Source organism: Aurantimicrobium sp. (assembly GCF_036667855.1).
Classification (GTDB): domain Bacteria; phylum Actinomycetota; class Actinomycetes; order Actinomycetales; family Microbacteriaceae; genus Aurantimicrobium.
The window spans coordinates 1-22810 of record NZ_JAVWTF010000031.1 but is presented as its reverse complement, the minus strand read 5'-3'; the positions used below and the strand labels follow the sequence as shown (position 1 = coordinate 22810).

Here is a 22810-nt window from a genome sequence, read left to right as displayed (position 1 = left end):
AACTCCGCACCGGTCACACCCGAACCGACCACGATCATGTGCTCAGGTAGTTCGGTCAAGTTATAGAGCTGTGTCCAGGTGAGGATGCGCTCACCATCAGGCTTGGCGGTGTCGAGAACACGAGGGCTTGCCCCGACGGAGACAATGATGGTGTCTGCTTCGATGCGGTCAAAATCAGTTCCACCAGGACCCGTGGCAGCAATCACAGCGTGAGTGCCATCAAGGCGACCGTGGCCGGGAATGAAGTTCACACCAGCCTTCTTGAGAGCCTTTTGCATGTCTTCAGATGTGTCGTGAGCTAGCCCTAAGAGACGCTTGTTCACGGTGGCAAGGTTGATGGAGACTTCAGGCTTGCGGGCTTTACCGTCGTCACCCTTGACGAAGTACTGCACACCGAGCTCATCCGAGCGTTCCAGTGTGGAGGTGAACTCGGCGGTGGCGATGAGGGTCTTGGAAGGAACAACATCGGTGAGAACGGCTGAGCCGCCCACACCCGAGCGTTCAATGAGGGTTACTTCTGCTCCGAGCTGGGCTGCTGCCAGTGCTGCTTCGTAGCCACCGGGGCCACCCCCCAAAATTGCAATGCGCTGCTTGCGTTCAAACTCAAAAGCCATGCCCTTATTCTCGCACTACGTGAGCAATAGGCTTGGCGTATGTCGAACGCAGGTGAGTGGGGTTTCAACCCACTGGAAGACCCTTCCCAAGATCCTGCTGAAATAGCCAAGCAGGCCGCCTTTGAGATTGCCGTTGCCACCGGCATCGGCCACCACGACATCGCCCTCACCTTGGGTTCTGGCTGGGGCGCCGTCGTGGACGTGATTGGCAAAACCACCGAGGAAATCCCCGCCGAAGAAATCACAGGCTTCAGTGCCTCAGGCATTGCTGGACACCTGGGCACCATTCGCAGTGTGATTCTTCCCAGCAACAAGCGTCTGTTGGTGATTGGTGCCCGCACACACCTTTATGAAGGCCGAGGAGCGCAAGGGTTTGTTCGCCGCGTAGTGCATAGCGTGCGCACGGCGGCTGCGGCAGGCGCAAAGACCATGGTGCTCACTCATGGCGCAGGAGGCATCCGTCCCGCTTGGCAGCCAGGAACTCCGGTGCTCATCAAGGACCACCTCAACCTCACCGGAACCACCCCGATTGAAGGGGCTACCTTCATCGACATGACCAACGTCTACACACCCGCCCTACGAGAACTCGCCAAGAGTGTGGACCCTTCCCTGGGGGAAGGTGTTCTCGCACAGGTTCCTGGGCCGCAATATGAAACGGCTGCAGAAGTTCAGATGCTCCGCGGCCAAGGTGCCGACATGGTGGGTGCCTCTGTTGCGCTTGAGGCCATGGCTGCCCGGCAAGCAGGGATGGATGTGCTGGGGCTTTCCCTCATTACCAACCAGGCTGCAGGAATCTCCCCCACTCCTCTGTCCCACAAAGAGGTGCTTGAGGCAGGCACGAAAGCAGAACCTCGCGTCAGCGATTTACTGGCAAAGATCCTCGAACGTATTTAGCGCGCGAGCTGAACGGCTTCAACGAAGCCATCCGTGATGGCATCGGCGAGCGCTTCACGGTCTTCCAGAGGAAGGAAAGCAGACGCAGCCGCATTCTGCTGGAAGGTTTCCAGATCAGCCAGGCCATAGGCAAAGGCGTCTGCCACCAACCACAATTCACGAGACAGTGAGGTTCCGCTTTGGAGGCGGTTGTCTGAGTTCACCGTGACTGTCATGCCGAGTTGATAGAGCAAGTCAAAGGGGTGATCCATGATGTCGTCGCCCCATGCCGCGATAGCACCGGTCTGAAGGTTCGACGAAGGTGAAAGCTCGAGCGTGATGCCACGGTCCTTCACCCACTGGGAAAGAACACCGAGTGAAACGAAGGTGGCATTGGCATCGGAGCCATCAATGCTCACGTCCTCTGCCAAGCGCACGCCGTGACCTAAACGAAGTGCGCGGCCGTCATAGATGGCGCTTTCAATACTGGCAATGCCATCTGCTTCACCGGCGTGGATGGTGACAGGGAAGTATTCGCTCGCGAGGTAGTCGAAGGCTGCCTGGTGTTTGGACGCGGGGAAGCCCAATTCAGCTCCGGCGATGTCGAAGCCCACGACACCGTTGTCGCGGTGGCGCACGGCGAGTTGCGCAATCTCAAGACTGCGGTCTGCGTGACGCATCGCGGTGATGAGCTGACCGATGCGGATGGTCTTGCCTTCGGCAGCGGCATCTTCAATGCCCTGCTCAATTCCTTCTTGGACATACTCCACGACCTGGTCCAGCGTGAGGCCCTTGGTGAGATGTTGCTCTGGTGCCCAGCGCAGCTCTCCATAGATCACGCCATCGTTGGCGAGGTCAATGACAGACTCGCGGGCAACGCGGGTCAGTCCTTCACGGGTCTGCATCACAGCACAGGTCAGATCAAAGGTCTTGAGGTATTCCACGAGGGAGCCCGAGTTGGACTGGTCGGCAAACCACTGACCTAAACCTTCAGCATCCAGAACAGGCAGTTCAATACCTTCTGCCTCTGCCAGCTCAATGATGGTGGCGGGGCGCAGACTGCCATCAAGGTGATCGTGCAGAGAGATCTTGGGCAGGGTACGCACGTCGACGCCATCAATTACGTATTCAGTAGACATTGGTTTCTTTCAAGAGGAGGTTGGGTAAGTGTTAAAGAACGTCGTCGCGACCGGAGATGCGCAGGGCATCCACCACAGACTTCACCTTCTGCGCATTGGCAGTGGTGGTGACCAGCAGAGCATCAGGAGTGTCAACAACCACGATGTCCTTCACGCCGACAAGTGCGATGGTGCGACCGGTGTCGGTAATGAGGATTCCCGAGGAAGCATCGGAGAGAACACGAGCACCTTCGCCCAAGATGGCGAGGTCCTTCTTGTAACCAGAGGAGTGCAGCTTGGCAATCGAGGCAAAGTCCCCCACGTCATCCCAGTCGAACTCACCCGGAATGACGACGAGCTTTCCAGCAGCTGCCGCAGGTTCTGCCACGGCGTAGTCGATGGCGATCTTCTTGAGAGTCGGCCAAATCTTGTCCACGGCAGGTCCACGCTTGGCGTGGTCATCCCAGACCTCGGCGAGCGCGACTACACCCGCATGGAGTTCTGGTTGTGTCTTGGCTAGTTCTTCCAAGAGCACAGAAGCCTTGGTGATGAACATGCCCGCGTTCCACAGGTAGTCGCCACTTTCGACATATTCCTCAGCAGTGTGTGCGTTGGGCTTTTCCACGAACGAATCCACCTTGAGCGCTGAAGGGGCACCTTCCAGCTCGGTTTCTTCCGTTGCGTGGATATAGCCAAATCCGATGGCAGGCTCGGTGGGAACGATTCCGATGGTGGCAATGAAGCCGGCACGGGCCGCTTCGACGGCTTCGGCGACGGCCATATTGAAGAACCGGGTTCCCTTGATTACGTGGTCAGCAGCGAAGGAACCGATGATGACGCCAGGCTCGCGCTTCTCCAAAATGGCGGCGGCAAGTCCAATGGCAGCCGAAGAGTCACGAGGCTCGCTTTCCAGCACCACGTTGAGATCTGCGAGCTCGGGGAGCTGTTCTTCAACGGCGGCGCGGTGTGCACGGCCGGTTACAACCATGACGCGCTGCTCACCTGCTAAAGGAGTTAAGCGATCCCAGGTGTCCTTGAGGAGCGAGCTGCCGGAACCGGTGAGGTCGTGCAGGAACTTGGGGGCATCGGCACGGGAAAGTGGCCATAGGCGTGAGCCTATTCCGCCGGCTGGAATTACTACGTAGAAGTCGCTTAGTGGCGTCGTTAGTCGAGGCATAGCACCAGACTATCGGGCGTAAAGTTAGGACAAGTTATTGCCCACAACCAAGGAGGGTTGTTCGTGTCAGCTGTCACGGCACCACGCTCAGAAAAGAAGCCCCGTCCGGGCGGCACGCTTTACCGCGGCTACACCGGTATGTGGTCTTGGGTTCTGCACCGTATTACCGGTGTGGCCATCTTCTTCTTCCTACTTGTCCACATTCTCGACACCGCTCTTGTGCGTGTCAGCCCTGAGGCGTACAACGCCGTCATCGGCACCTACAAGACCCCTCTCATGGGTCTGGGTGAAATCGGACTGGTCGGAGCAATCCTGTTCCACGCCCTCAACGGTCTGCGCATCATCTTGGTGGACTTCTGGAGCAAGGGCGTGAAGTACCAGCGCGTTATGTTCTGGATCGTTATCGGCCTGTGGGTTGTACTGATGGCAGGATTCCTGCCCCGTCAGATCACCAACATCATCCTGGAGGTGAACGGACAGTGAGCACCGTAGACGCACCCCGTAGCCCCTACGCCCGCACCCAGCGCTCCGGCACCAACTGGGAAAAGTGGGGATGGATGTACATGCGCGCCTCTGGCGTCGTGCTCGTCGTCCTCATCTTCGGTCACCTGTTCGTCAACATGGTGTCCGGTGAAGGCGTACGCGCCATTGACTTCGCCTTTGTCGCCGGTAAGTGGGCTACCCCGTTCTGGCAGTACTGGGATCTGCTCATGCTCTGGCTCGCCCTGATTCACGGCGCCAACGGTATGCGCACCATCATCAACGACTACTCGAGCTCACCAGTACTGGGCAAGGTGCTCCGCGGAGCAGTCTTCGCCGCTGCTGCTGTGCTCATCATCTTGGGCACCTTGGTGATCTTCACCTTCGATCCCTGCCCCTCGGTCAGCCCAGAGCAGCTCGGTTCGCTGCCCTCGTTCTGCCCACCCCAGTAATTCTTTAGATCACCTTTAACTACGGAGTATCCCTCGTGGCAACCAAGAGCAACGACACATACGAAGAAACCAAGCTCGTCGACGGCGTTTACTACCACCAGCACGATGTTGTCATCGTGGGTGCTGGTGGCGCAGGTATGCGTGCAGCAATCGAAGCTGGCCCCAACGCCCGTACCGCAGTCATCAGCAAGCTCTACCCCACACGCTCGCACACCGGTGCAGCACAGGGCGGTATGGCTGCAGCACTAGCCAACGTGGAAGAAGACAGCTGGGAATGGCACACCTTCGACACCGTTAAGGGTGGCGACTACCTGGTTGACCAGGATGCTGCTGAGATCCTGGCCAAGGAAGCTATCGACGCGGTTATCGACCTCGAGAACATGGGTCTTCCCTTCAACCGCACACCCGACGGCAAGATTGACCAGCGTCGTTTCGGTGGACACACTCGTGACCACGGTAAGGCACCTGTTCGTCGCTCCTGCTACGCAGCTGACCGTACCGGTCACATGATTCTGCAGACCCTGTTCCAGAACTGCGTGAAGCTCGGTATCGAGTTCTACAACGAGTTCTATGTTCTTGACCTCATCATGGTGGACATCAAGGGCAAGCAGGTTCCTGCTGGTGTTGTGGCTTACGAACTCGCAACCGGAGACCTGCACGTCTTCCAGGGAAAGTCGATCGTCTTCGCTACTGGTGGTTTCGGCAAGATCTACAAGACCACCTCCAATGCACACACCCTCACCGGTGATGGCGTCGGCATCATCTGGCGTAAGGGTATTCCTCTCGAGGACATGGAGTTCTTCCAGTTCCACCCCACCGGCCTTGCTGGCCTCGGCATTCTCTTGACCGAGGGTGCGCGTGGTGAAGGTGCCATCTTGCGTAATGCTTCCGGTGAGCGCTTCATGGAGCGCTACGCCCCCACCATCAAGGACCTCGCTCCTCGTGACATCGTCTCGCGCTGCATGGTTCAGGAAGTGGCTGAAGGCCGCGGCGCGGGCCCCAACAAGGACTACGTTCTCCTGGACTGCACCCACTTGGGTGCTGAGGTTCTGGAAACCAAGCTTCCTGACATCACCGAGTTCGCTCGCACCTACCTGGGTGTTGACCCCGTGGTTGAGCCTGTTCCCGTGATGCCCACTGCTCACTACGCCATGGGTGGTATTCCTACCAACATCAAGGCAGAGGTTCTCTCCGACAACGACACCGTCATCCCTGGCCTCTACGCCGCGGGTGAATGTGCGTGTGTCTCTGTTCACGGTTCCAACCGTCTCGGCACCAACTCGCTGCTGGACATCAACGTGTTCGGTAAGCGTGCTGGTCGCTACGCAGTGGAATACGCGAAGACCGCCAAGTTCGTGCCACTGCCTAAGGACCCCGCTGGTCCTATCCGCGACATGATCGAATCCATCCGCAACGCCTCGGGCACCGAGCGTGTTCCTGCACTCCGTAAGGAACTGCAAGAGGAGATGGATAAGAACGCACAGGTCTTCCGCACCGAAGACTCTCTCAAGTCGGTCACGAAGACCATTGAGAAGCTCCGCGAGGAATACAAGAACATCTCAATCCACGACAAGGGAAAGCGTTACAACACTGACCTTCTCGAAGCTGTCGAGCTGGGCTTCCTGCTCGACCTTGCAGAGGTTGTTGTCTACTCGGCTCGTAACCGTAAGGAAAGCCGTGGTGGCCACATGCGCGACGACTTCCCCAACCGTGATGACAAGAAGTTCATGAAGCACACCATGGCGTACCTCTCAGGTGACGCTACGAGTGATGACGCTGGTGACCACATCAAGCTTGATTGGAAGCCTGTTGTTATTACCAACTACCAGCCCATGGAGAGGAAGTACTAAGAATGGCTACCGACGTCGCTACACAGGCAGCCGTACCCGAGGTACAGGCTTTCAACATCACGCTGATTATTCGTCGCTTCCTTCCTGAAATCGATGAAGAAGCTCGTTGGGAATCCTTCGATGTTGAGGTCTACTCAACTGACCGTATTCTTGACGCCCTGCACCGCATCAAGTGGGACCAGGATGGTTCGCTGTCCTTCCGTCGCTCGTGTGCGCACGGTATTTGTGGTTCTGACGCCATGCGTATCAACGGTCGCAACCGTCTTGCCTGCAAGACTTTGATCAAGGACTTGGACATTACCCAGCCCATCTACGTTGAAGCCATCAAGGGTCTCCCTCTTGAGAAGGACCTCATCGTCGACATGGAGCCTTTCTTCGCTGCCTACCGCGAAGTGAAGCCCTTCCTCATTGCCAACTCGTCACCTGAGCCTGGCAAGGAACGCCGCCAGACCATTGAGGACCGCGAGCGCTTCGATGACACCACTAAGTGCATCTTGTGTGCAGCCTGCACTACCAGCTGCCCCGTGTTCTGGACTGATGGACAGTACTTCGGTCCTGCTGCGATCGTCAACGCACACCGCTTCATCTTTGACTCTCGTGATGACGCCGGCGATGTTCGTCTCGACATCCTCAACGACAAAGAGGGCGTGTGGCGCTGCCGCACCACCTTCAACTGCACTGACGCATGCCCTCGTGGCATCCAGGTCACGCAGGCTATTGCCGACGTGAAGCAGGCTGTTCTGCGTGGACGAGCATAAGCACTAGCTCTGATAAAAAAGACCCGGCCCTTTGAGGAAGGCCGGGTCTTTTTGTAGTTCCACAGGTCGTCTCCCCTACAGAAGTTTTACTCGCTGCCGTGCTTGCGTGCTTCCACTGCGGTGCGACCGTTCAGTGCACGAGCAGCACGGGCCTTGGCTTCGTCGAGTGTGACAGTAAGAAGTGCGGCACGAACTTCTGCCAGTGCGGCAGGAGTCATGCTCAAGGTGGTGACGCCGAGTCCCACGAGAACAATGGCCAGGTTGGGATCAGCTGCAGCTTCACCACACACGCCCACAGGCTTGCCCGAAGCAACACCAGCGTCACCGAGCTGCTTGATCAAGCGCAACACAGCAGGGTGCCACGGGTCTTGGTAGGAACCGACGGTGCCGAGCATGCGGTCCGCTGCCATCGTGTATTGGGTGAGGTCGTTGGTTCCGATGCTGACGAAGTCAGCAGTTTCGAGAACCTGGTCAGCAACGAGTGCAAGTGAAGGAACTTCAGCCATGACGCCAGGAACACGCAGACCCAGTTCGCGGCAGAGTCCCACGAAGTAGTCAGTCTCTTCTGCATCAGCAACCATGGGTGCCATCACCCACAGGTCTGCTTCGGTCTTGTTCTGAGCGTTGACCAGTGCGGTGAGCTGATCGCGCAGGATGTTTTCCTTCACGCGCAGTGCACGAATACCGCGAAGACCCAGGGCGGGGTTTTCTTCGTGAGCATCGTTCAAGAAGGACAGTGGCTTGTCAGCACCGGCATCCAGTGCACGAACGACAACCTTCTTGCCAGGGAAAGCTTTGAGCAGTTCGGTGTATTGAACTTCCTGCTCGGCAACGGTGGGTGCAGTGGCGGAGTCAAGGAAGAGGAACTCGGTGCGGAACAGACCCACACCTTCAGCACCGAGCGCAATAGCGCCGGCTGCTTCCTTAGGAGATCCGAGGTTAGCCAGCAGGGGAACCTTGTGGCCATCCTTGAGTGCACCATCAGTAATAGGTGCATTAGATGCTTCAAGCCATTCAGCGCGCTTGACCAATGCAGCTTCAACATCGGCAGCTGACACACCTGCGGTAACGGTGGAGGTGGCAGCGTTGACAACCACGAGGGTGTCAACGGTTAGCGACTCAGCGCCGGCCCCCACTCCCACGATCGCGGGGATGGACTTCGCACGAGCCAAGATGGCGGTGTGAGAAGTGGGACCACCATCACGAGTGACGAGGGCGAACACCTTGGTGAAGTCAAGAAGTGCTGTGTCTGCAGGCGCAAGATCGTGAGCCACAAGAATGAAAGGCTCATCTGACTCAGGAACACCAGGAGCAGGAACTCCACGCAGGTGAGCAATCACACGCTGGGCAACATCGGCGAGGTCAGCAGCACGCTCACCCATGTAGCCACCCATGCCTTCGAGCATCTTCTGGAATGAAGCGAACGCATCGAAGACAGCACGCTCTGCGGTCTTACCAGCCTCAATACGCTTAGCAATGTCTTTCGCCAGTGCTGGGTCGCCAGCCATCAGGGCCTGTGCGTCGAGAACATCCTTAGCTTCGCCACCGGCTTTGACACCGCGTTCGCGCAGCCATTCACCCACAGCAGCGAGAGATACGTTGGCAGCAGCAATCTCAGACTCTGCATCAGCAGTGCGTTCGATGTCCGCTGGTTCAGCCAGGGGCTCGGGCATGCGCTTGACGGGGCCAGCTGCGATTCCGCGGCCTACGCCGATTCCGGTGAGCTCCATTGCTGCTCCCTTTGTTATGAGTGAAAGAGGGGTAAAGACCTACTCAATTCTTCATCAAGGAGGGCTTGTCTATGTTGGTTAAGTTTTGGGTTGCCGTTTGCAAACGGACACAAACATTAACTTTACCGCCCTTTTATGTTGACAAACAAGTGGAATCGGGAGTAAAAAAAGACAAACAAACATTTTGCTGGCATAATGTTTGTAAGCAACGACCGCTCGACAATGGAGTCCCATGTACGCACCTGAACGCCACCAGGCCATTTTGGCCAAGGCGCGTCATCAGGGACGCGTGGAAGTTCGCTCCCTCGCCGAAGAACTCGATGTCACTCCCGAGACCATTCGTCGCGATCTCACCGCTTTAGAGCGTCGTGGTTTGCTGCACCGTGCACACGGTGGCGCTATTCCTATTGACCGCCTCAGCGTTGAACCAGATGTCACCTACCGTGAAGGCATGCTCTCGGATGAGAAAGAGCGCATCGCACGCATGGCTCTCTCCGAAGTTCCTCAGGGCGGCTCGATCATCATCGATGCGGGTACCACCACTGCTCGCCTAGCTGCTCTACTTCCTCAGGACATCGACCTCACCGTGGTGACAAACTCGATTCCTATCGCTGCTGTTCTGGCAACGCGTCCCAACATCCAGCTGCATCTGCTCGGTGGCCACGTTCGTCCCCTCACCTTGGCCATGGTTGGTTCCTGGCCAGAGGATGCTCTTCGCTCACTTTCAGTAGACGTGGCGTTCCTCGGCATCAACGGTCTGACCCCTGAGCGCGGTCTCACCACTCCTGACCTCGAAGAAGCTCGTATCAAGAGCGCCTTCGTCGATGCAGCTCGTCGCACTGTCGTCCTGGCCGACCACACCAAGTTTGGTCGTGAAGACTTCGGTCACGTGGCACCACTAAGCCGCATCGACACCGTGATCACCGACAGCTCCATCGATAACGAGCACCTTCTCGAAATCGAAATGTCCGGCCCTGATGTGGTGGTCGCATGATCATCACTCTGACCGCGAACCCCAGCGTGGATCTCACTCTCGAGTTGGACTCCTTCACTACTGGTGAAGTTAACCGCGCAACCGGTAAGCACAAGGACCCTGCCGGTAAGGGCATCAACGTAGCTCGAGCCCTGCACAAGAACAACATCAGCACCGCTGCGGTATTCCCCGCAGATGCAACCGTGGGTGGCTGGATTGAGTCAGCACTCAGCGATACGGGCATTCAGACCATGACCACCCGCATCGCCGAAGAGGTGCGTCAGAACATCACCATCGTGGATGCACACGGCGACACCACCAAGATCAACGAAGCAGGACCTCAGCTCACTGAAGCAGAAAGTGCATCTCTGTTGGCACAGATTTCTGGTGTCCTCGAAACTTCTCCTCGCTGGCTGGTTGCCGCGGGAAGTCTTCCTCGAGGACTCGATGGTTCCTTCTATGTGGCGCTCGGCAAGCTTGCACACCAGCATGGGGTTCGCTTCGCGGTGGACACCTCCGGAGGCGCTTTTGCTTCGGTTGCACATGCTGGTGTTGCAGACCTCATGAAGCCCAACCACGAAGAGTTGGAAGAACTTGCTGGCCGCGAACTCCCCACCGTCGGTGACGTTGTTGGGTTCGCACAGAGCCTGCTCGGAAACGACGAAGCCGCCATTGTGGTCAGTCTCGGAGAGAACGGTGCCTTACTTGTGAACAAGCGTGGCAGCGTCTGGGCCGGTCACGAGCCTGTCACTCCCGACAGCACCGTCGGTGCTGGAGACAGCACTTTGGCTGGATATCTCAGCGCAGACGTGACAATTTCTGAAGAACTTTCTGCGCACGTAGATGGCGACATTACGCGGATTTCGACCGCTGTTGCCTGGGGCTCGGCAGCTGTACAGTTGCCTGCGACCACTGTGCCAGGACCAAAAGACATTACTATTACGGCAGTTCACACTGTCATCAATCCCAGTCTCACCACCGCCATTAAGGAGCTCCACGTATGACTGACGCAACCGCAGCACTGACTACCGAAGACATCGTCATCGTTGGTTTGGTTGCTGAAACCAAGGAAGACGCAACCCGCCAGCTAGCTGTCAAGCTCGCTAACGATGGTCGCGTTACTGACCTCGACGGCTTCCTTGCCGACGTTCGTGCTCGAGAGGAGCAGATGGCAACCGGTCTTCCCGGGGGCATCGGTATCCCCCACGCACGTTCCGCCCACGTCACCGTACCTTCGGTAGCTGTGGCAACCAGCGTTGATGGTGTGAACTTCGGTGCCGCTGACGGCCCCGCACACCTCATCTTCTTGATCGCTGCACCAGATGGTGCAGACGACAAGCACCTTCACATCCTCGCTGCACTTGCCCGCAAGCTCGTGCACGAAGACTTCCGCCAGTCACTGCGCGACGCCAACTCAGGTGCCGAAATCGCAGCCATCATCACACGAGAGGTACAGTCCTAATGACCAAGATCGTCGCCGTAACATCCTGCATCACCGGTATTGCCCACACCTACATGGCAGCTGAAGCTCTCGAGCAGGCAGCTAAGAAGGCTGGCTACGAAATCACCGTAGAGACCCAGGGCTCCGCAGGTTCTTCCCCCATGAAGCAGTCGACCATCGACGCTGCTGACGTGGTAATTTTCGCAACCGACCTCGAGGTCAAGGACCGCGCTCGCTTCGCAGGCAAGCCTTTCCTTCAGATCGGCGTAAGCAAGGCTCTTGCTGACGCAGAGAACGTTGTTGCAAAAGCTGTGAGCTCCATCGACACCCTTCCAAAGGATGCCGGTAGCGCTCCCAAGGCTGCAGCACCCGCCGCAGCTTCAAAGCCCGCCAGCGACACGGGTGAAAAGAAGGGCTTCTTTGCCCGCCTTTTCAGCTAGTCAAGGCGTAGCTTTTTCATAGAGTTCTTGCTGAGACGGCAAGATCTGTAACACCAAACAAAATGCAATGAGGCATTGGAGGCCACAATTGTCTAACAACTCAGGAACAGGAACACGCATCCGCCAATGGCTGATGACCGGTGTTTCCCCTTATGATCCCCTTCGTGGCGGCCGGCGGTATCCTTATCGCTCTGTCGTTCATGATCGGTGGTTATGACATCGTTTACCAGGACCAGGCTGAGTTCCTGGCTAAGGGTTTTAACCCTCTAGCCGCTCACGACTGGGCTTATGTCATGTTCGCCGTTGGTGCTGCTACCTTCGGTTTCCTCGTACCAGTCCTTTCGGGCTTCATCGCTTACGCGATTGCTGACCGTCCCGGTCTGGCTCCAGGTTTCGTTGGTGGTGCCATCGCTGGTACCGTCGGCGCTGGATTCCTCGGTGGTCTTATCACCGGTTTCCTCGGTGGTTTCGTAGCTCTGTGGCTTAGCCGCATCAAGCTCCCCAACTGGCTGCGTCCGCTCATGCCAGTTGTTGTGATCCCACTGGTTGCAACCTTCATCACCGCTGGTCTGATGCTCGTCATCCTCGGAGGTCCACTCAAGGCCCTCATGACCGCTCTGAACGACTGGCTGACCGGCCTCTCCGGTGGAAGCCTCATTGGTCTGGGTATCATCCTCGGCCTCATGATGGCATTCGACATGGGTGGTCCTGTCAACAAGGTTGCTTACACCTTCGCAGCTGCTGGTCTTACTGAGGCTGGCGCTTCGGCAGATGCAAACGACCCTCGTTTCGTCATCATGGCAATCGTCATGGCTGCAGGTATGACTCCTCCTCTGGGTCTCGCACTCGCGACTGTTCTGCGTAAGAACAAGTTCTCGAACGCTGAGCGTCAGAACGGTAAGGCTGCTTGGCTGCTCGGTGCATCCTTCATCACTGAGGGTGCTATCCCCTTCGCTGCTGCTGACCCACTGCGCGTGATCCCTTCGATCATGATCGGTTCGGGTGTATCTGGTGCTCTCGTTGCAGCCTTCGGCTGCACCCTGCGCGCACCTCACGGTGGTCTGTGGGTATTCGGCCTCGTGGGCAACTGGCCCATGTACCTCATTGCAGTTGCAATCGGTACGGTCGTAACCGCTCTCCTCGTTATCGTCGCAAAGAACATCAAGCCTGGTGTCTCCGACGAAGCACTGGAGGAAGCAGTTGCCTAAAGCTCAGAGAACCGTCACTGTTGGTTCGCGCGTTGGACTTCACGCTCGTCCAGCCAGCACTTTTGTGCAGGCTGTAGGAGCTACCGGTCACGACGTCACGATTACTAAGCCAAACGGTGACAACGCAGATGGTGCCAGCATCCTCTCGGTGCTCGCTCTCGCTGTCGGACACGGAGAAGAACTCGTACTCGACGTCGAAGGTGACAACGCTGAAGTTGTAGCAGATGAGCTGGCTAGCCTGCTCACATCTGACCTCGACGCTGACTAAAAGTTAGCGGGGCTCTTTGGCCCGTGGGTTCCGTCAGGAATCCACGGGCCTTTCCCTTTAAGCTGGCAGGTATGAAGAAGATGCTGGCTTGGGCAAAGGCACAACTGCCCTACCGCGTCTACAAGTCGTATTCAGCAGCCGGAGGTAACCTCCTGGCTGCCGGCATGTCCTTCCAAGCGGTCTTTGCCACCTTCGCAGCTATCTGGGTTGGCTTTAGCCTCACCGGCATCTTCCTCGCGGATCGACCAGATATTCGCAGAGCAGTGATCGCGTTCATCAACGCCCAGGTGCCCGACCTCATTCGCACCGGTGGACCTATTGATCCCAAGGTGCTTGAGTCCATGACCAGCTTCGGCTGGACCGGCGGCTTGGCGGTCGTTGTCGTTCTCTACACCGCCATCAACTGGTTGAATTATGTCCGCACTGCAGTGCGAACAATTTTCTCTCTTCCCCAGTCCACGGTGAACTACATTCTGCTCAAGGTCTATGACCTTGTCCTCGCCTTGATCTATGTCATCTTCGTATTGCTCAGTGCCACAGCAACGGTGGGACTCACCAAACTCTCTGGGCTCGTCTTTCCCGAGCTAGGCATCGCCGACAAAAGCGGAATTGGCAAGATTGTCTTTCAGGTCATCGGCCTGTTTGTCGTCTTCCTCTTTGACACCGCGGTGCTGGCCGCCATTATTCGCATCTTGAGCGGGGTGCCCATCCCCTGGCGCATTTTGCGCAACGGAACGCTGCTAGGTGGTTTTGCCCTCATGGCATTGAAGGTGTTGGGGTCATATGTGCTCACCCGCCCTGAAAGTAACCCACTGCTAGCCAGCTTCACCGTGTTTATTGGTCTGTTGATTTACTTCAACTTTGCCTCCCGGATTTATCTCCTGGCAACCAGTTGGGTGGCCGTGAGTATGAGAGATTCTGGCACCGCCATGCACGACCTCGGTTGGGTCGTGCCCCACCGTCACCACGTGAACTAGCCCAATAGAATTAGGGCATGTCAGTCCGCATTGCCACCGTCAACGTCAACGGTGTTCGCGCCGCCTTCCGCAAAGGAATGGGCGACTGGCTGAACACTCGTGGCATCGACATTCTTGCCCTGCAAGAGGTGCGTGCATCGACCGAAGACCTCGAAGAACTCCTCGGTCCTGACTGGAACATCCTGCACGATGCTGCCACCGCCAAGGGCCGTGCTGGTGTTGCACTAGCTAGCCGCAGCTCAGCTGAGATTCACCGCGTGAGTCTCGGTGCTGACGACTTTGATACCGCAGGACGCTGGCTCGAAGCCGACTACAAGATCGGTGACAAGATCCTCACCGTGGTGAGCACCTATGTTCACTCGGGTGAAGTGGATACTCCCAAGCAGGTGGAGAAGTTCAAGTTCCTTGAAGCCATGCAGGAGCGTTTGCCTGAACTGGCCAAGCACACCGACTACGCACTTGTTGTGGGTGACCTCAACGTTGGTCACACCGAGCTGGACATCAAAAACTGGAAGGGCAACGTTAAGCGTGCTGGCTTCCTCCCCCAGGAGCGCGCCTACTTTGACCGCTTCATGGGTCCAGCGGGTGAGAACGTAACTAGTGCAGATGGCTCCACCGGACCAGGCCTGGGCTGGGTTGATGTCGGCCGCGAAGCAGCCGGCCAAGTTCCTGGCCCCTACACCTGGTGGTCGTGGCGTGGTCAGGCATTCGATACCGATGCTGGTTGGCGCATTGATTACCACCTCGCCACCCCTGCCCTCGCAGCTCTTGCTTCCAACTACACCGTCGACCGCGCTGAGTCCTACGACACTCGCTGGTCAGACCACACCCCCGTCGTCGTCGACTACAACCTCTAGGACTTCTCATGACTAAGCCCGTCATTCTCTCCGGCATGCAGCCGTCGAGCGACTCCCTCCACCTCGGCAACTACATCGGTGCTCTGGGTAACTGGGTCACCATGCAGGACGAGTTCGATGCGTTCTATTGCGTTGTTGACCTCCACGCCATCACGGTTCCCCAGGACCCCACCGAACTGCGTGAGCGCACCCGCTCCACCGCAGCGCAATACATTGCTGCCGGTATCGACACCGACAAGTCGACCCTGTTCATTCAGTCCCACGTCCAGGCCCACACCCAGATTGCGTGGGTGCTCAACACCATCACCGGTTTCGGTGAAGCCAGCCGCATGACTCAGTTCAAGGACAAGTCCGCCAAGCAGGGTGCTGATGCAGCCTCTGTGGGCTTGTTCACTTACCCGATTCTTATGGCCGCTGACATCCTGGCGTATCAAGCAAATGTTGTACCCGTCGGTGAGGACCAGCGTCAGCACCTCGAGCTCACCCGCGATCTCGCGATGCGTTTCAACTCACGCTTTGGCGAGACCTTCACCATCCCTGAGGGCCACATCCTCAAGGAGACGGCCAAGATCTATGACCTGCAGACCCCGACAGCGAAGATGTCGAAGTCGGCAGAGACTGAAGCCGGGCTCCTCAAGATCATGGATGACCCTGCCGTGACCGCCAAGAAGGTCATGCGTGCGGTGACCGACGCGGATGGTGAGATCCGCTTCGACCGCGAAAACAAGCCTGGTGTGGCAAACCTGCTCACCATCTTCTCGGTTCTCTCGGGTCGCTCCATCGATGACCTCGTCAACGAATATGCCGGTGGTGGCTACGGCGGGCTGAAGAAAGATTTGGCTGAGCAAGTCACCGCCAGCTTCACCCCCATCCGCGAGCGCACCAACGAGCTGCTCTCCGACCCTGCAGAGCTTGACCGTATCTTGGGCAAGGCAGCAGACCGTGCATCAGAGGTCGCAGACGCGACTCTGGCCAAGGTCTATGACGCTATTGGCCTTCTTCCCCGCCACCACGGCTAAGCACGCTCTCAGCGAATCCAAAGGTACTCACCTCGCGGGGAATAAACCTACCGGCTAGACTGTTTTCTAGAGCAACGCGCTTCGGGGTCAGTGAAAATCTGAGCCGGCGGTTATAGTCCGCGACCCTCATGCAAAGGCCACCAGGCCCGAGGATGAGGTTGATCTGGTGAAATTCCAGGACCGACGGTTAAAGTCCGGATGGGAGAACGCGCGCGGCAGGTTACTTTTTGTACCCTGTCGAGTTCGGTTGTCGCTATGGCACCCGTCTACCCGAAGCACGCCTCACCTGAATGAGAGCACCGGTAGATGGACCACACAACACCTTCGAAGGCCTATGAGGCCTCGATGCGTCGCGCCATCGCACTGGCTGGCAATGGCCCTAGCAACGGGGTTAACCCGCAAGTGGGTTGTGTTGTACTGAACTCTGCCGGCACCATCATCGCCGAGGGGTGGCACCGCGGAGCGGGCACCGCCCACGCTGAAGTTGATGCCCTCAGCCAGCTCACCCCCGAACAAGCTCAGGGGTCCACATTCGTTGTTACCCTCGAGCCCTGCAACCACACCGGTCGCACCGGCCCCTGTGCCCAGGCCCTCATTGAGGCTGGCGTGGGAACGGTTGTCTATGCCGCGACCGATCCAGGTCACGGCTCTTCTGGTGGTGCGCAGCGTCTGCGTGATGCTGGCATTGAGGTTATTGGTGGCGTGCTCGAGGACGACTTAGAAGAACTTCTTGAAGAGTGGATGTTGGCAGCCCGCCTGCACCGCCCCCACGTCACCGTGAAGTGGGCAGCGAGCTTGGATGGCCGCGCAGCAGCGCACGATGGCACCAGCCAGTGGATCTCAGGTCCCGAGTCACGTGCACGTGTGCACGAACAGCGTGCGGCAGCAGATGCCATTGTGGTCGGGACAGGTACTGTCCTTGCAGACAACCCTTCGCTGACTGCCCGCACACCAGAAGGTGGTCTGCATGATCACCAGCCTGTGCCGGTGATTATTGGAAAGCGCAATGTCCCAGGCGATGCTTTGGTTCATGAGCACCCCCTAGAGCCACTCATCATTGGTCACAATGATCTCCACGCTGCCCTGAGTGAAATGTTCGACAACGGCATTCGCTCTGTTTTCGTCGAAGGTGGTCCCACCCTGGCCAGCGCTTTCATCGCTGCTGGTTTAGCTGATCGCCTGTACATCTATCTTGCACCTGTGCTGCTTGGTGGAGACAAGGTTGCCTTGGGAGATTTGGGTGTGGGCACACTTGCTGACCGGATAGACCTCAACATCTCCTCTGTCGAACGCCTCGGTGCAGACATATTCATCACTGCCACAACAAACCGGAAGGACGCGTAATGTTTACCGGCCTCATTGAAGAACGCGGCACCATTACCGCAATTGAACAGCTTCCAGATGCTGTGCGCCTGACCGTGTCTGGCAAGACTGCGTTACAAGGCGCTCAGCAGGGCGACTCCATTGCCGTCAGTGGAGTGTGCCTGACCGTGGTGGAGCACGATGCCACTTCTTTCACTGCAGACGTGATGGAACAGACTCTGGCGATGACCACGATGCGCAATGCTTCCGTGGGACTACCCGTCAACCTGGAGCGCGCTGCAGAACTGGGCAGTCGCCTTGGCGGCCACATCGTGCAGGGCCATGTCGATGGCACTGCCGAAGTGCTGTCCATTACTCCGAGCGAAGACTGGACCGTGATTCGCTTTGGCCTCAGCCGCGAACTAGCTCCCCTACTCGTGGACAAGGGCTCGATCACCGTGGACGGTGTCTCCCTCACGGTGAGCAACATCAGTGCTCCTTCAGAAAGCTCACAGTGGTTTGAGGTCTCACTCATTCCGGAAACCCTTGCGGTGACCACCCTCGGACTGCGCTCCGTCGGTGATGCCGTCAACCTCGAAACCGACATTATTGCTCGTCAGGTCGCACGCATGCTGGCCTTCCTTCCCCAACAGAATGCAGGTGCCTAACATGGCTCTCACTCCTATCCCCGAAGTCCTTGAGGCTCTCAAGGCTGGACGCATCGTGCTCGTCGCCGATGATGAAGGCCGCGAGAACGAAGGCGACGCCATCATGGCGGCCGAGTTTGCTACCAAGGAATCCATTGCCTGGATTGTGAAGCACTCCTCTGGTTTGCTGTGCGCACCGATGTCGCGCGACGTGGCTGACCGCCTGAACTTGCCCATCATGATTGAGCGCAACCAGGACACCCGCAAGACCGCGTACACCATCACGGTGGACGCTGCCGAGGGCATCACCACTGGTATTAGCGCCTCTGACCGTGCTCTCACTATGCAGGTGTTGGCTAACCCTGATGCTGTTCCCCACGACCTCATCCGCCCAGGTCATGTGCTTCCTCTGCGTGCAGTGGATGGTGGTGTTCACGAACGCCCTGGCCACACCGAGGCAGCCGTGGATCTCATGCGCCTTGCTGGCCTGCAGCCTGTTGGAGTTATTGCTGAGGTTGTCGATGAAGACGGCGACATGATGCGCATGCCAGGTCTGGAGAAGCTCGCTGAACGTGAGAACATGCCCTTGACCACCGTGGCAGCACTCATTGACTACCTGGAAGCACACCCGCTTCCTGCACGCGTTGAAGGCGAGCTAGACGCTCACCGCGTGGCCTTTGAAGTGGAGACCAACGTGCCCACCGAAAACGGCCCCTTTCGCATGCGCGGCTACCGCGACCAGGCCACCGGAACGGACCACGTGGCAATTGTTGCAGGAAACCCTGATGGTGAAAATGTGTTGGTTCGCGTTCACTCTGAGTGCCTCACTGGTGAAGCACTGCACTCGCTCAAGTGTGAGTGTGGTCCACAGCTGGATGAAGCCCTGCGCATGATCGAGGCAGACCCCGCCGGTGGTGTTGTTCTCTACATGCGTGGCCAAGAAGGCCGTGGCATTGGCTTGGTCAACAAGTTCAAGGCTTACAAGCTCCAAGAGCAGGGTCTCGACACTCTTGATGCAAACCTAGCTCTGGGGTTCCCTGCCGATGCGCGTGACTACACCGCTGCTGCCCGCATGCTTGATGACATGGGCATCAGCTCTGTTCGACTGCTCAGCAACAACCCCGAAAAAAAGCGTCAGCTCGAGCAGTTCGGTATCAAGATCAACGACCTCGTTCCCTTGGTCGTGGGTCTGGGTGAATTCAACACCGGCTACCTCAACGTGAAGCGGGACCGCATGGGTCACCAGCTTCCTGGAACTCTTCCCGCAATCGATCCAGCCCCGAAAGCTAAGGAGGTCACCGCATGAGTGGCGCAGGCTCCCCCGAAATTACCGTTGATGGCACCGGACTGAACGTCGTCATCGTCGCAGGTCAATGGCACGACGTCATTACCAACGCCATGATTGCTTCTGCTCAGCGCACCATCGAAGCTAGTGGTGCAACGCACTCTCTGGTTCGTGTGGCTGGAAGCTTTGAACTTCCCGTGGTGAGCAAGGCGGTGCTCGAGGCAGGCGCTGACGCAGTTGTTGCACTCGGCGTAATCATTCGTGGTGGCACCCCCCACTTCGAGTTTGTCTCCGACGCGGCAACCAGTGGCCTTACCCGCGTTTCCCTCGACACCGGTAAGCCCGTCGGCTTCGGTGTGCTCACGCTCGATGACGAACAGCAGGGGCTGGACCGTTCCGGCCTGCCCGGGTCTAAAGAAGACAAGGGTGCTGAAGCAGCACTTGCTGCCTTAGAAACCGCTGTGACCCTTCGCGCCATTCGGGGCTAGTGGTTAGGCTGGGGCTATGGAACTTTTAGTCACAATCCTCGTCATCCTGCACTTCGTTGGTCTGTCCTACCTTCTGGGTGCTTTCCTGCTCCAGATTAAAGACATCATCAAGGGCAAGGGACGTGTTCTGCGCGGCATGCTCGATGGTGCCTACACTCAGCTGGTTACTGGCTTAGCCCTGACCGGAATCTACTCAGCAGGTCTCGTTGAGGATGAAGAAGTCAACAACACCAAGATTGCCGTGAAGCTTTCTGTCCTCATCGTCATCACGGTTCTAGCGATCGTCTTCCGCAAGCGTGAGGTTGCACCCTCCTGGGTTCTCTGGACCATCGGTGGCCTGACTCTGCTCAACGTCGTTCTCGCTGTCGCCTGGTAACTAGGACCTGATGAGCTCACCCCGCATGGGTCGTCGTTCAACGACCCCGGAGAATAAGTCCTCCGCGCCCAAAGCAAGCTTTGGGCAGCTCATGCCCTACCTGCTTGAACACAAGAAGGTTCTCTCCTTCGTCATTGTGTTGAGCGTGATTGGTGCTGCCGCATCCCTGGCACAGCCCCTCTTGGTCGGTCAGGTGATCAACCGCGTCAGCGCAGGTGAACTCATGGGCAACCTGGTGTGGTTGCTGATTGGCCTGGTGGTTGCCACCGCGCTGATCAACGGCTTCCAGCACTACCTCCTGCAGCGCACCGGTGAGGGCGTCGTGCTCTCATCCCGGCGTCGCCTGGTGGGACGCATTCTGCGTCTGCCCATTAGCGAGTTTGACACTCGTCGCACCGGTGACCTGGTCTCTCGTGTGGGCTCAGACACCACTTTGTTGCGTGCTGTGCTAACCCAAGGATTGGTCGAGGCAATTGGTGGCTCACTCACCTTTGTCGGAGCCATTATCGCCATGGCGATTATTGATCCTGTTTTGCTCGGGCTCACTGTCCTTGTTGTGTTCAGCGCCATCACTATCGTGACGTTGCTCTCCAGGCGCATTCGCGTGGCCAGCCGCAAGGCTCAGGCCAAGGTGGGTGAACTTGCAGCGTCTGTGGAGCGTGCGATTTCGGCAGTCCGCACTGTGCGCGCCGCGAATGCCACTGACCGTGAAATCAAGGTCGTGGAAGAAGAAGCCGAAGGCGCCTGGCGCATGGGCATCAAGGTTGCCAAGATCTCGGCACTCGTTGTTCCTGTTGCCGGTATCGCCATGCAGGTAGCCTTCCTCACCGTGCTCGGTGTCGGTGGTTATCGCGTTGCTTCCGGTGCGATTACCGTGGCCAACCTGGTCACCTTCATCCTGTTCTTGTTCATGATGATCATGCCGCTGGGTCAAGCCTTCGGTGCGATTACCTCTGTGAACTCAGCACTCGGTGCACTCGGCCGCATTCAAGAAATCATTGCGTTGCCCAGTGAAGGTGAGTTCGATCGTGAGCTTGCTCCTCTGGCTGTTGTTGACGGCGGTGCTCGTGGTGCCGTGAAGAACTCTCCCGTTGCAATCGAGTTCGTGGATGTGCGATTTTCCTATCCCAAGCAGGTTCTCCCTGTTGAGGAAGACGAAAGCACCACTGACCCCATTGCCAAGCTGTCTCGTGCAGAGAAGGCACGCATCAAGGCAGGTGGTGCAGCTGGTGAAGCACTGGCAGAAGAAGCCAAGCCGGAGATTGAAGCACCTGAGATTCTCAAGGGCGTCTCCTTCTCCGTAGCGCACGGAACTCGTGCTGCACTTGTTGGACCTTCGGGCGCAGGCAAGTCCACCATCTTGGGGCTCATTGAACGCTTCTATGACCCTAACTCGGGTGAGATCCGCTTGGGTGGCGTAGACATCAAGGCCCTGCCTCGTGAAGACCTTCGTGCGCAGATTGGCTATGTGGAACAGGATGCTCCCGTTCTTGCCGGGTCACTCCGTGACAACCTGCTGCTGGGCTCACCCGATGCCACCGACGAACAGTGCATAGCGGTATTGGCAGATGTGAATCTTTCCACCGTGCTCGAACGCAGTGGTTTGGGCTTGGATGCTCCTGTCGGCGAAGAGGGCGTCATGCTCTCCGGCGGTGAACGTCAGCGCCTGGCTATCGCTCGTGCCCTGTTGGCAGCACCTCCGGTGCTGCTGCTCGATGAATCCACCTCCAGCCTCGACGGTGCCAATGAGCAGCTCATGCGTGAAGCGATTGATCGCGTTGCTCAGGATCGCACGCTCATCATCATCGCTCACCGTCTCTCGACCGTGGTCGATAGTGATCAGATCATCGTGCTGGAGAACGGTGCCGTTGTCGGCACCGGAACGCACTCCGACCTGGTCAAGACCACCCCACTTTATAAGGAATTGGCTAAGCACCAGCTTCTGGTCTAGAGCACCCCAGACAACGAAGAAGGCCCCTCCATTTGAACTGAACCCCAAAAGTGGGACTCGTAATTAAGAGTCACTACTTGAAAGGGAAGAAAGTTCATGGATCTCAGGGTCAAACATTCACTCGAAACCCGCATCGAAGTCGCAAGACTTTTTGATGCGGGTTTCGGTTTTCATGCCGTCGCTACACAACTAGGTCTCAAGAGGGAATCTGTGCGTAATTGGCACGATCAATATATGCAGGGTCGTCTTTTAGACTCAGCTGTTATGGGCAATAAAAAGTATTCGCCTCAGTTGAAAATTGCAGCTGTTGAGAAGTTCCTCGCTGGAACGCCGAAGCAGGATGTTCTTGTTGAGTTCGAGATCTCTACTCGCGCCGTGTTCGATAAATGGGTTGTTCTTTATCGCAGCGAGGGGCCGGAGGGTTTGTCGAAGACTCCGGGACGCAAAGCTCGTGGGGATGGACCGTTGACGCCTGAGGAAGAACTTGCGTTTCTTCGAATGGAGAACGAGATTCTAAAAAAATGGG

General features: G+C 57.5%; 25 protein-coding genes and 1 riboswitch. Of the genes, 21 read left to right on the top strand and 4 right to left on the bottom strand.

The features are described from left to right. On the bottom strand, positions 1-614 hold a 614-nt coding region (locus RR877_RS07160; RefSeq protein ID WP_332627847.1), incomplete at its 3' end, for an FAD-dependent oxidoreductase. Between the two features lie 39 nt (positions 615-653). Between RR877_RS07160 and RR877_RS07155 the strand changes: the two genes are divergently transcribed. Continuing rightward, positions 654-1508, top strand: coding sequence for a purine-nucleoside phosphorylase (locus RR877_RS07155; protein ID WP_332627846.1), 855 nt, complete (start codon positions 654-656; stop codon positions 1506-1508). Here RR877_RS07155 and RR877_RS07150 read toward each other — a convergent pair. Further along, a complete protein-coding gene (locus RR877_RS07150) occupies positions 1505-2626 on the bottom strand; it encodes an adenosine deaminase (protein WP_277495463.1) in 1122 nt (373 codons plus the stop codon). The genes RR877_RS07155 and RR877_RS07150 overlap by 4 nt on opposite strands. A gap of 31 nt (positions 2627-2657) precedes the next feature. Continuing rightward, positions 2658-3782, bottom strand: a complete 1125-nt coding sequence (locus RR877_RS07145) for a sugar phosphate nucleotidyltransferase (RefSeq protein WP_332551340.1) — start codon at positions 3780-3782, stop codon at positions 2658-2660. Between the two features lie 63 nt (positions 3783-3845). Between RR877_RS07145 and sdhC the strand changes: the two genes are divergently transcribed. From sdhC to RR877_RS07125, 4 genes are read left to right on the top strand one after another with little or no spacing between them, the layout of a single operon-like run. Next, positions 3846-4265 (top strand): succinate dehydrogenase, cytochrome b556 subunit, encoded by a 420-nt coding sequence (gene sdhC / locus RR877_RS07140; RefSeq protein WP_332619006.1) that lies wholly within the window; start codon positions 3846-3848, stop codon positions 4263-4265. Then, positions 4262-4714 (top strand): succinate dehydrogenase hydrophobic membrane anchor subunit, encoded by a 453-nt coding sequence (locus tag RR877_RS07135; RefSeq protein WP_332551338.1) that lies wholly within the window; start codon positions 4262-4264, stop codon positions 4712-4714. Before sdhC ends, RR877_RS07135 begins: the two co-directional genes overlap by 4 nt. A 35-nt stretch (positions 4715-4749) precedes the next feature. Then, positions 4750-6564 carry a succinate dehydrogenase flavoprotein subunit gene (gene sdhA, locus RR877_RS07130; RefSeq protein WP_332619007.1) on the top strand — a complete coding sequence of 605 codons (1815 nt, stop codon included), beginning with the start codon at positions 4750-4752 and terminating at the stop codon, positions 6562-6564. 2 nt (positions 6565-6566) lie between these two features. Next, complete coding sequence (locus RR877_RS07125) at positions 6567-7322, top strand: succinate dehydrogenase iron-sulfur subunit (protein ID WP_280801236.1); 756 nt, start codon at positions 6567-6569, stop codon at positions 7320-7322. An 86-nt stretch (positions 7323-7408) separates the two neighbouring features. On the opposite strand, the gene ptsP is transcribed toward RR877_RS07125, so the two are convergent. Then, positions 7409-9052 (bottom strand): phosphoenolpyruvate--protein phosphotransferase, encoded by a 1644-nt coding sequence (gene ptsP, locus RR877_RS07120; RefSeq protein ID WP_332619008.1) that lies wholly within the window; start codon positions 9050-9052, stop codon positions 7409-7411. 232 nt (positions 9053-9284) lie between these two features. On the opposite strand from ptsP, the gene RR877_RS07115 reads away from it, so the two are divergent. The 16 genes from RR877_RS07115 to RR877_RS07040 form a co-directional block, all read left to right on the top strand. Next, positions 9285-10046 (top strand): DeoR/GlpR family DNA-binding transcription regulator, encoded by a 762-nt coding sequence (locus RR877_RS07115; RefSeq protein WP_280795608.1) that lies wholly within the window; start codon positions 9285-9287, stop codon positions 10044-10046. After that, positions 10043-11029 (top strand): 1-phosphofructokinase family hexose kinase, encoded by a 987-nt coding sequence (locus RR877_RS07110; protein ID WP_332551203.1) that lies wholly within the window; start codon positions 10043-10045, stop codon positions 11027-11029. The genes RR877_RS07115 and RR877_RS07110 overlap by 4 nt, the downstream gene beginning before the upstream one ends. Then, a complete protein-coding gene (locus tag RR877_RS07105; protein WP_280795514.1) occupies positions 11026-11487 on the top strand; it encodes a PTS sugar transporter subunit IIA in 462 nt (153 codons plus the stop codon). The genes RR877_RS07110 and RR877_RS07105 overlap by 4 nt, the downstream gene beginning before the upstream one ends. Next, positions 11487-11906 carry a PTS fructose transporter subunit IIB gene (locus RR877_RS07100; protein ID WP_110232860.1) on the top strand — a complete coding sequence of 140 codons (420 nt, stop codon included), beginning with the start codon at positions 11487-11489 and terminating at the stop codon, positions 11904-11906. Before RR877_RS07105 ends, RR877_RS07100 begins: the two co-directional genes overlap by 1 nt. Before the next feature lie 164 nt (positions 11907-12070). Next, positions 12071-13114 (top strand): PTS fructose transporter subunit IIC, encoded by a 1044-nt coding sequence (locus RR877_RS07095; RefSeq protein WP_332551202.1) that lies wholly within the window; start codon positions 12071-12073, stop codon positions 13112-13114. Continuing rightward, a complete protein-coding gene (locus RR877_RS07090) occupies positions 13107-13382 on the top strand; it encodes an HPr family phosphocarrier protein (protein ID WP_277495471.1) in 276 nt (91 codons plus the stop codon). The genes RR877_RS07095 and RR877_RS07090 overlap by 8 nt, the downstream gene beginning before the upstream one ends. Before the next feature lie 71 nt (positions 13383-13453). Then, positions 13454-14359: a YihY/virulence factor BrkB family protein gene (locus RR877_RS07085; protein ID WP_280795610.1), complete on the top strand. Its 906-nt coding sequence runs from the start codon at positions 13454-13456 to the stop codon at positions 14357-14359. Between the two features lie 17 nt (positions 14360-14376). After that, positions 14377-15216, top strand: coding sequence for an exodeoxyribonuclease III (locus RR877_RS07080; RefSeq protein ID WP_332551201.1), 840 nt, complete (start codon positions 14377-14379; stop codon positions 15214-15216). Positions 15217-15224: 8 nt separating this feature from the next. Then, positions 15225-16235, top strand: a complete 1011-nt coding sequence (gene trpS, locus RR877_RS07075) for a tryptophan--tRNA ligase (RefSeq protein ID WP_280805277.1) — start codon at positions 15225-15227, stop codon at positions 16233-16235. Positions 16236-16307: 72 nt separating this feature from the next. After that, positions 16308-16449, top strand: a riboswitch (FMN riboswitch). Positions 16450-16541: 92 nt separating this feature from the next. Beyond that, the gene (ribD, locus tag RR877_RS07070; protein ID WP_332627844.1) at positions 16542-17579 is read left to right on the top strand and encodes a bifunctional diaminohydroxyphosphoribosylaminopyrimidine deaminase/5-amino-6-(5-phosphoribosylamino)uracil reductase RibD; all 1038 of its coding nucleotides are present in this window, start codon (positions 16542-16544) and stop codon (positions 17577-17579) included. Beyond that, positions 17579-18205: a riboflavin synthase gene (locus RR877_RS07065; RefSeq protein ID WP_332627843.1), complete on the top strand. Its 627-nt coding sequence runs from the start codon at positions 17579-17581 to the stop codon at positions 18203-18205. Before ribD ends, RR877_RS07065 begins: the two co-directional genes overlap by 1 nt. Position 18206: 1 nt before the next feature. Beyond that, a complete protein-coding gene (gene ribA / locus RR877_RS07060) occupies positions 18207-19490 on the top strand; it encodes a GTP cyclohydrolase II (RefSeq protein WP_332551198.1) in 1284 nt (427 codons plus the stop codon). Continuing rightward, entirely contained in the window at positions 19487-19957 is a 471-nt protein-coding gene (gene ribH / locus RR877_RS07055) for a 6,7-dimethyl-8-ribityllumazine synthase (RefSeq protein ID WP_110232852.1), read from the top strand. The genes ribA and ribH overlap by 4 nt, the downstream gene beginning before the upstream one ends. A gap of 16 nt (positions 19958-19973) precedes the next feature. After that, entirely contained in the window at positions 19974-20333 is a 360-nt protein-coding gene (locus tag RR877_RS07050; protein ID WP_332619010.1) for a hypothetical protein, read from the top strand. Positions 20334-20343: 10 nt separating this feature from the next. Beyond that, positions 20344-22284: an ABC transporter ATP-binding protein gene (locus tag RR877_RS07045; RefSeq protein WP_332551197.1), complete on the top strand. Its 1941-nt coding sequence runs from the start codon at positions 20344-20346 to the stop codon at positions 22282-22284. 96 nt (positions 22285-22380) lie between these two features. Then, a partial coding sequence (locus RR877_RS07040) for a helix-turn-helix domain-containing protein (RefSeq protein ID WP_332627842.1) occupies positions 22381-22810 on the top strand: 430 nt, incomplete at its 3' end.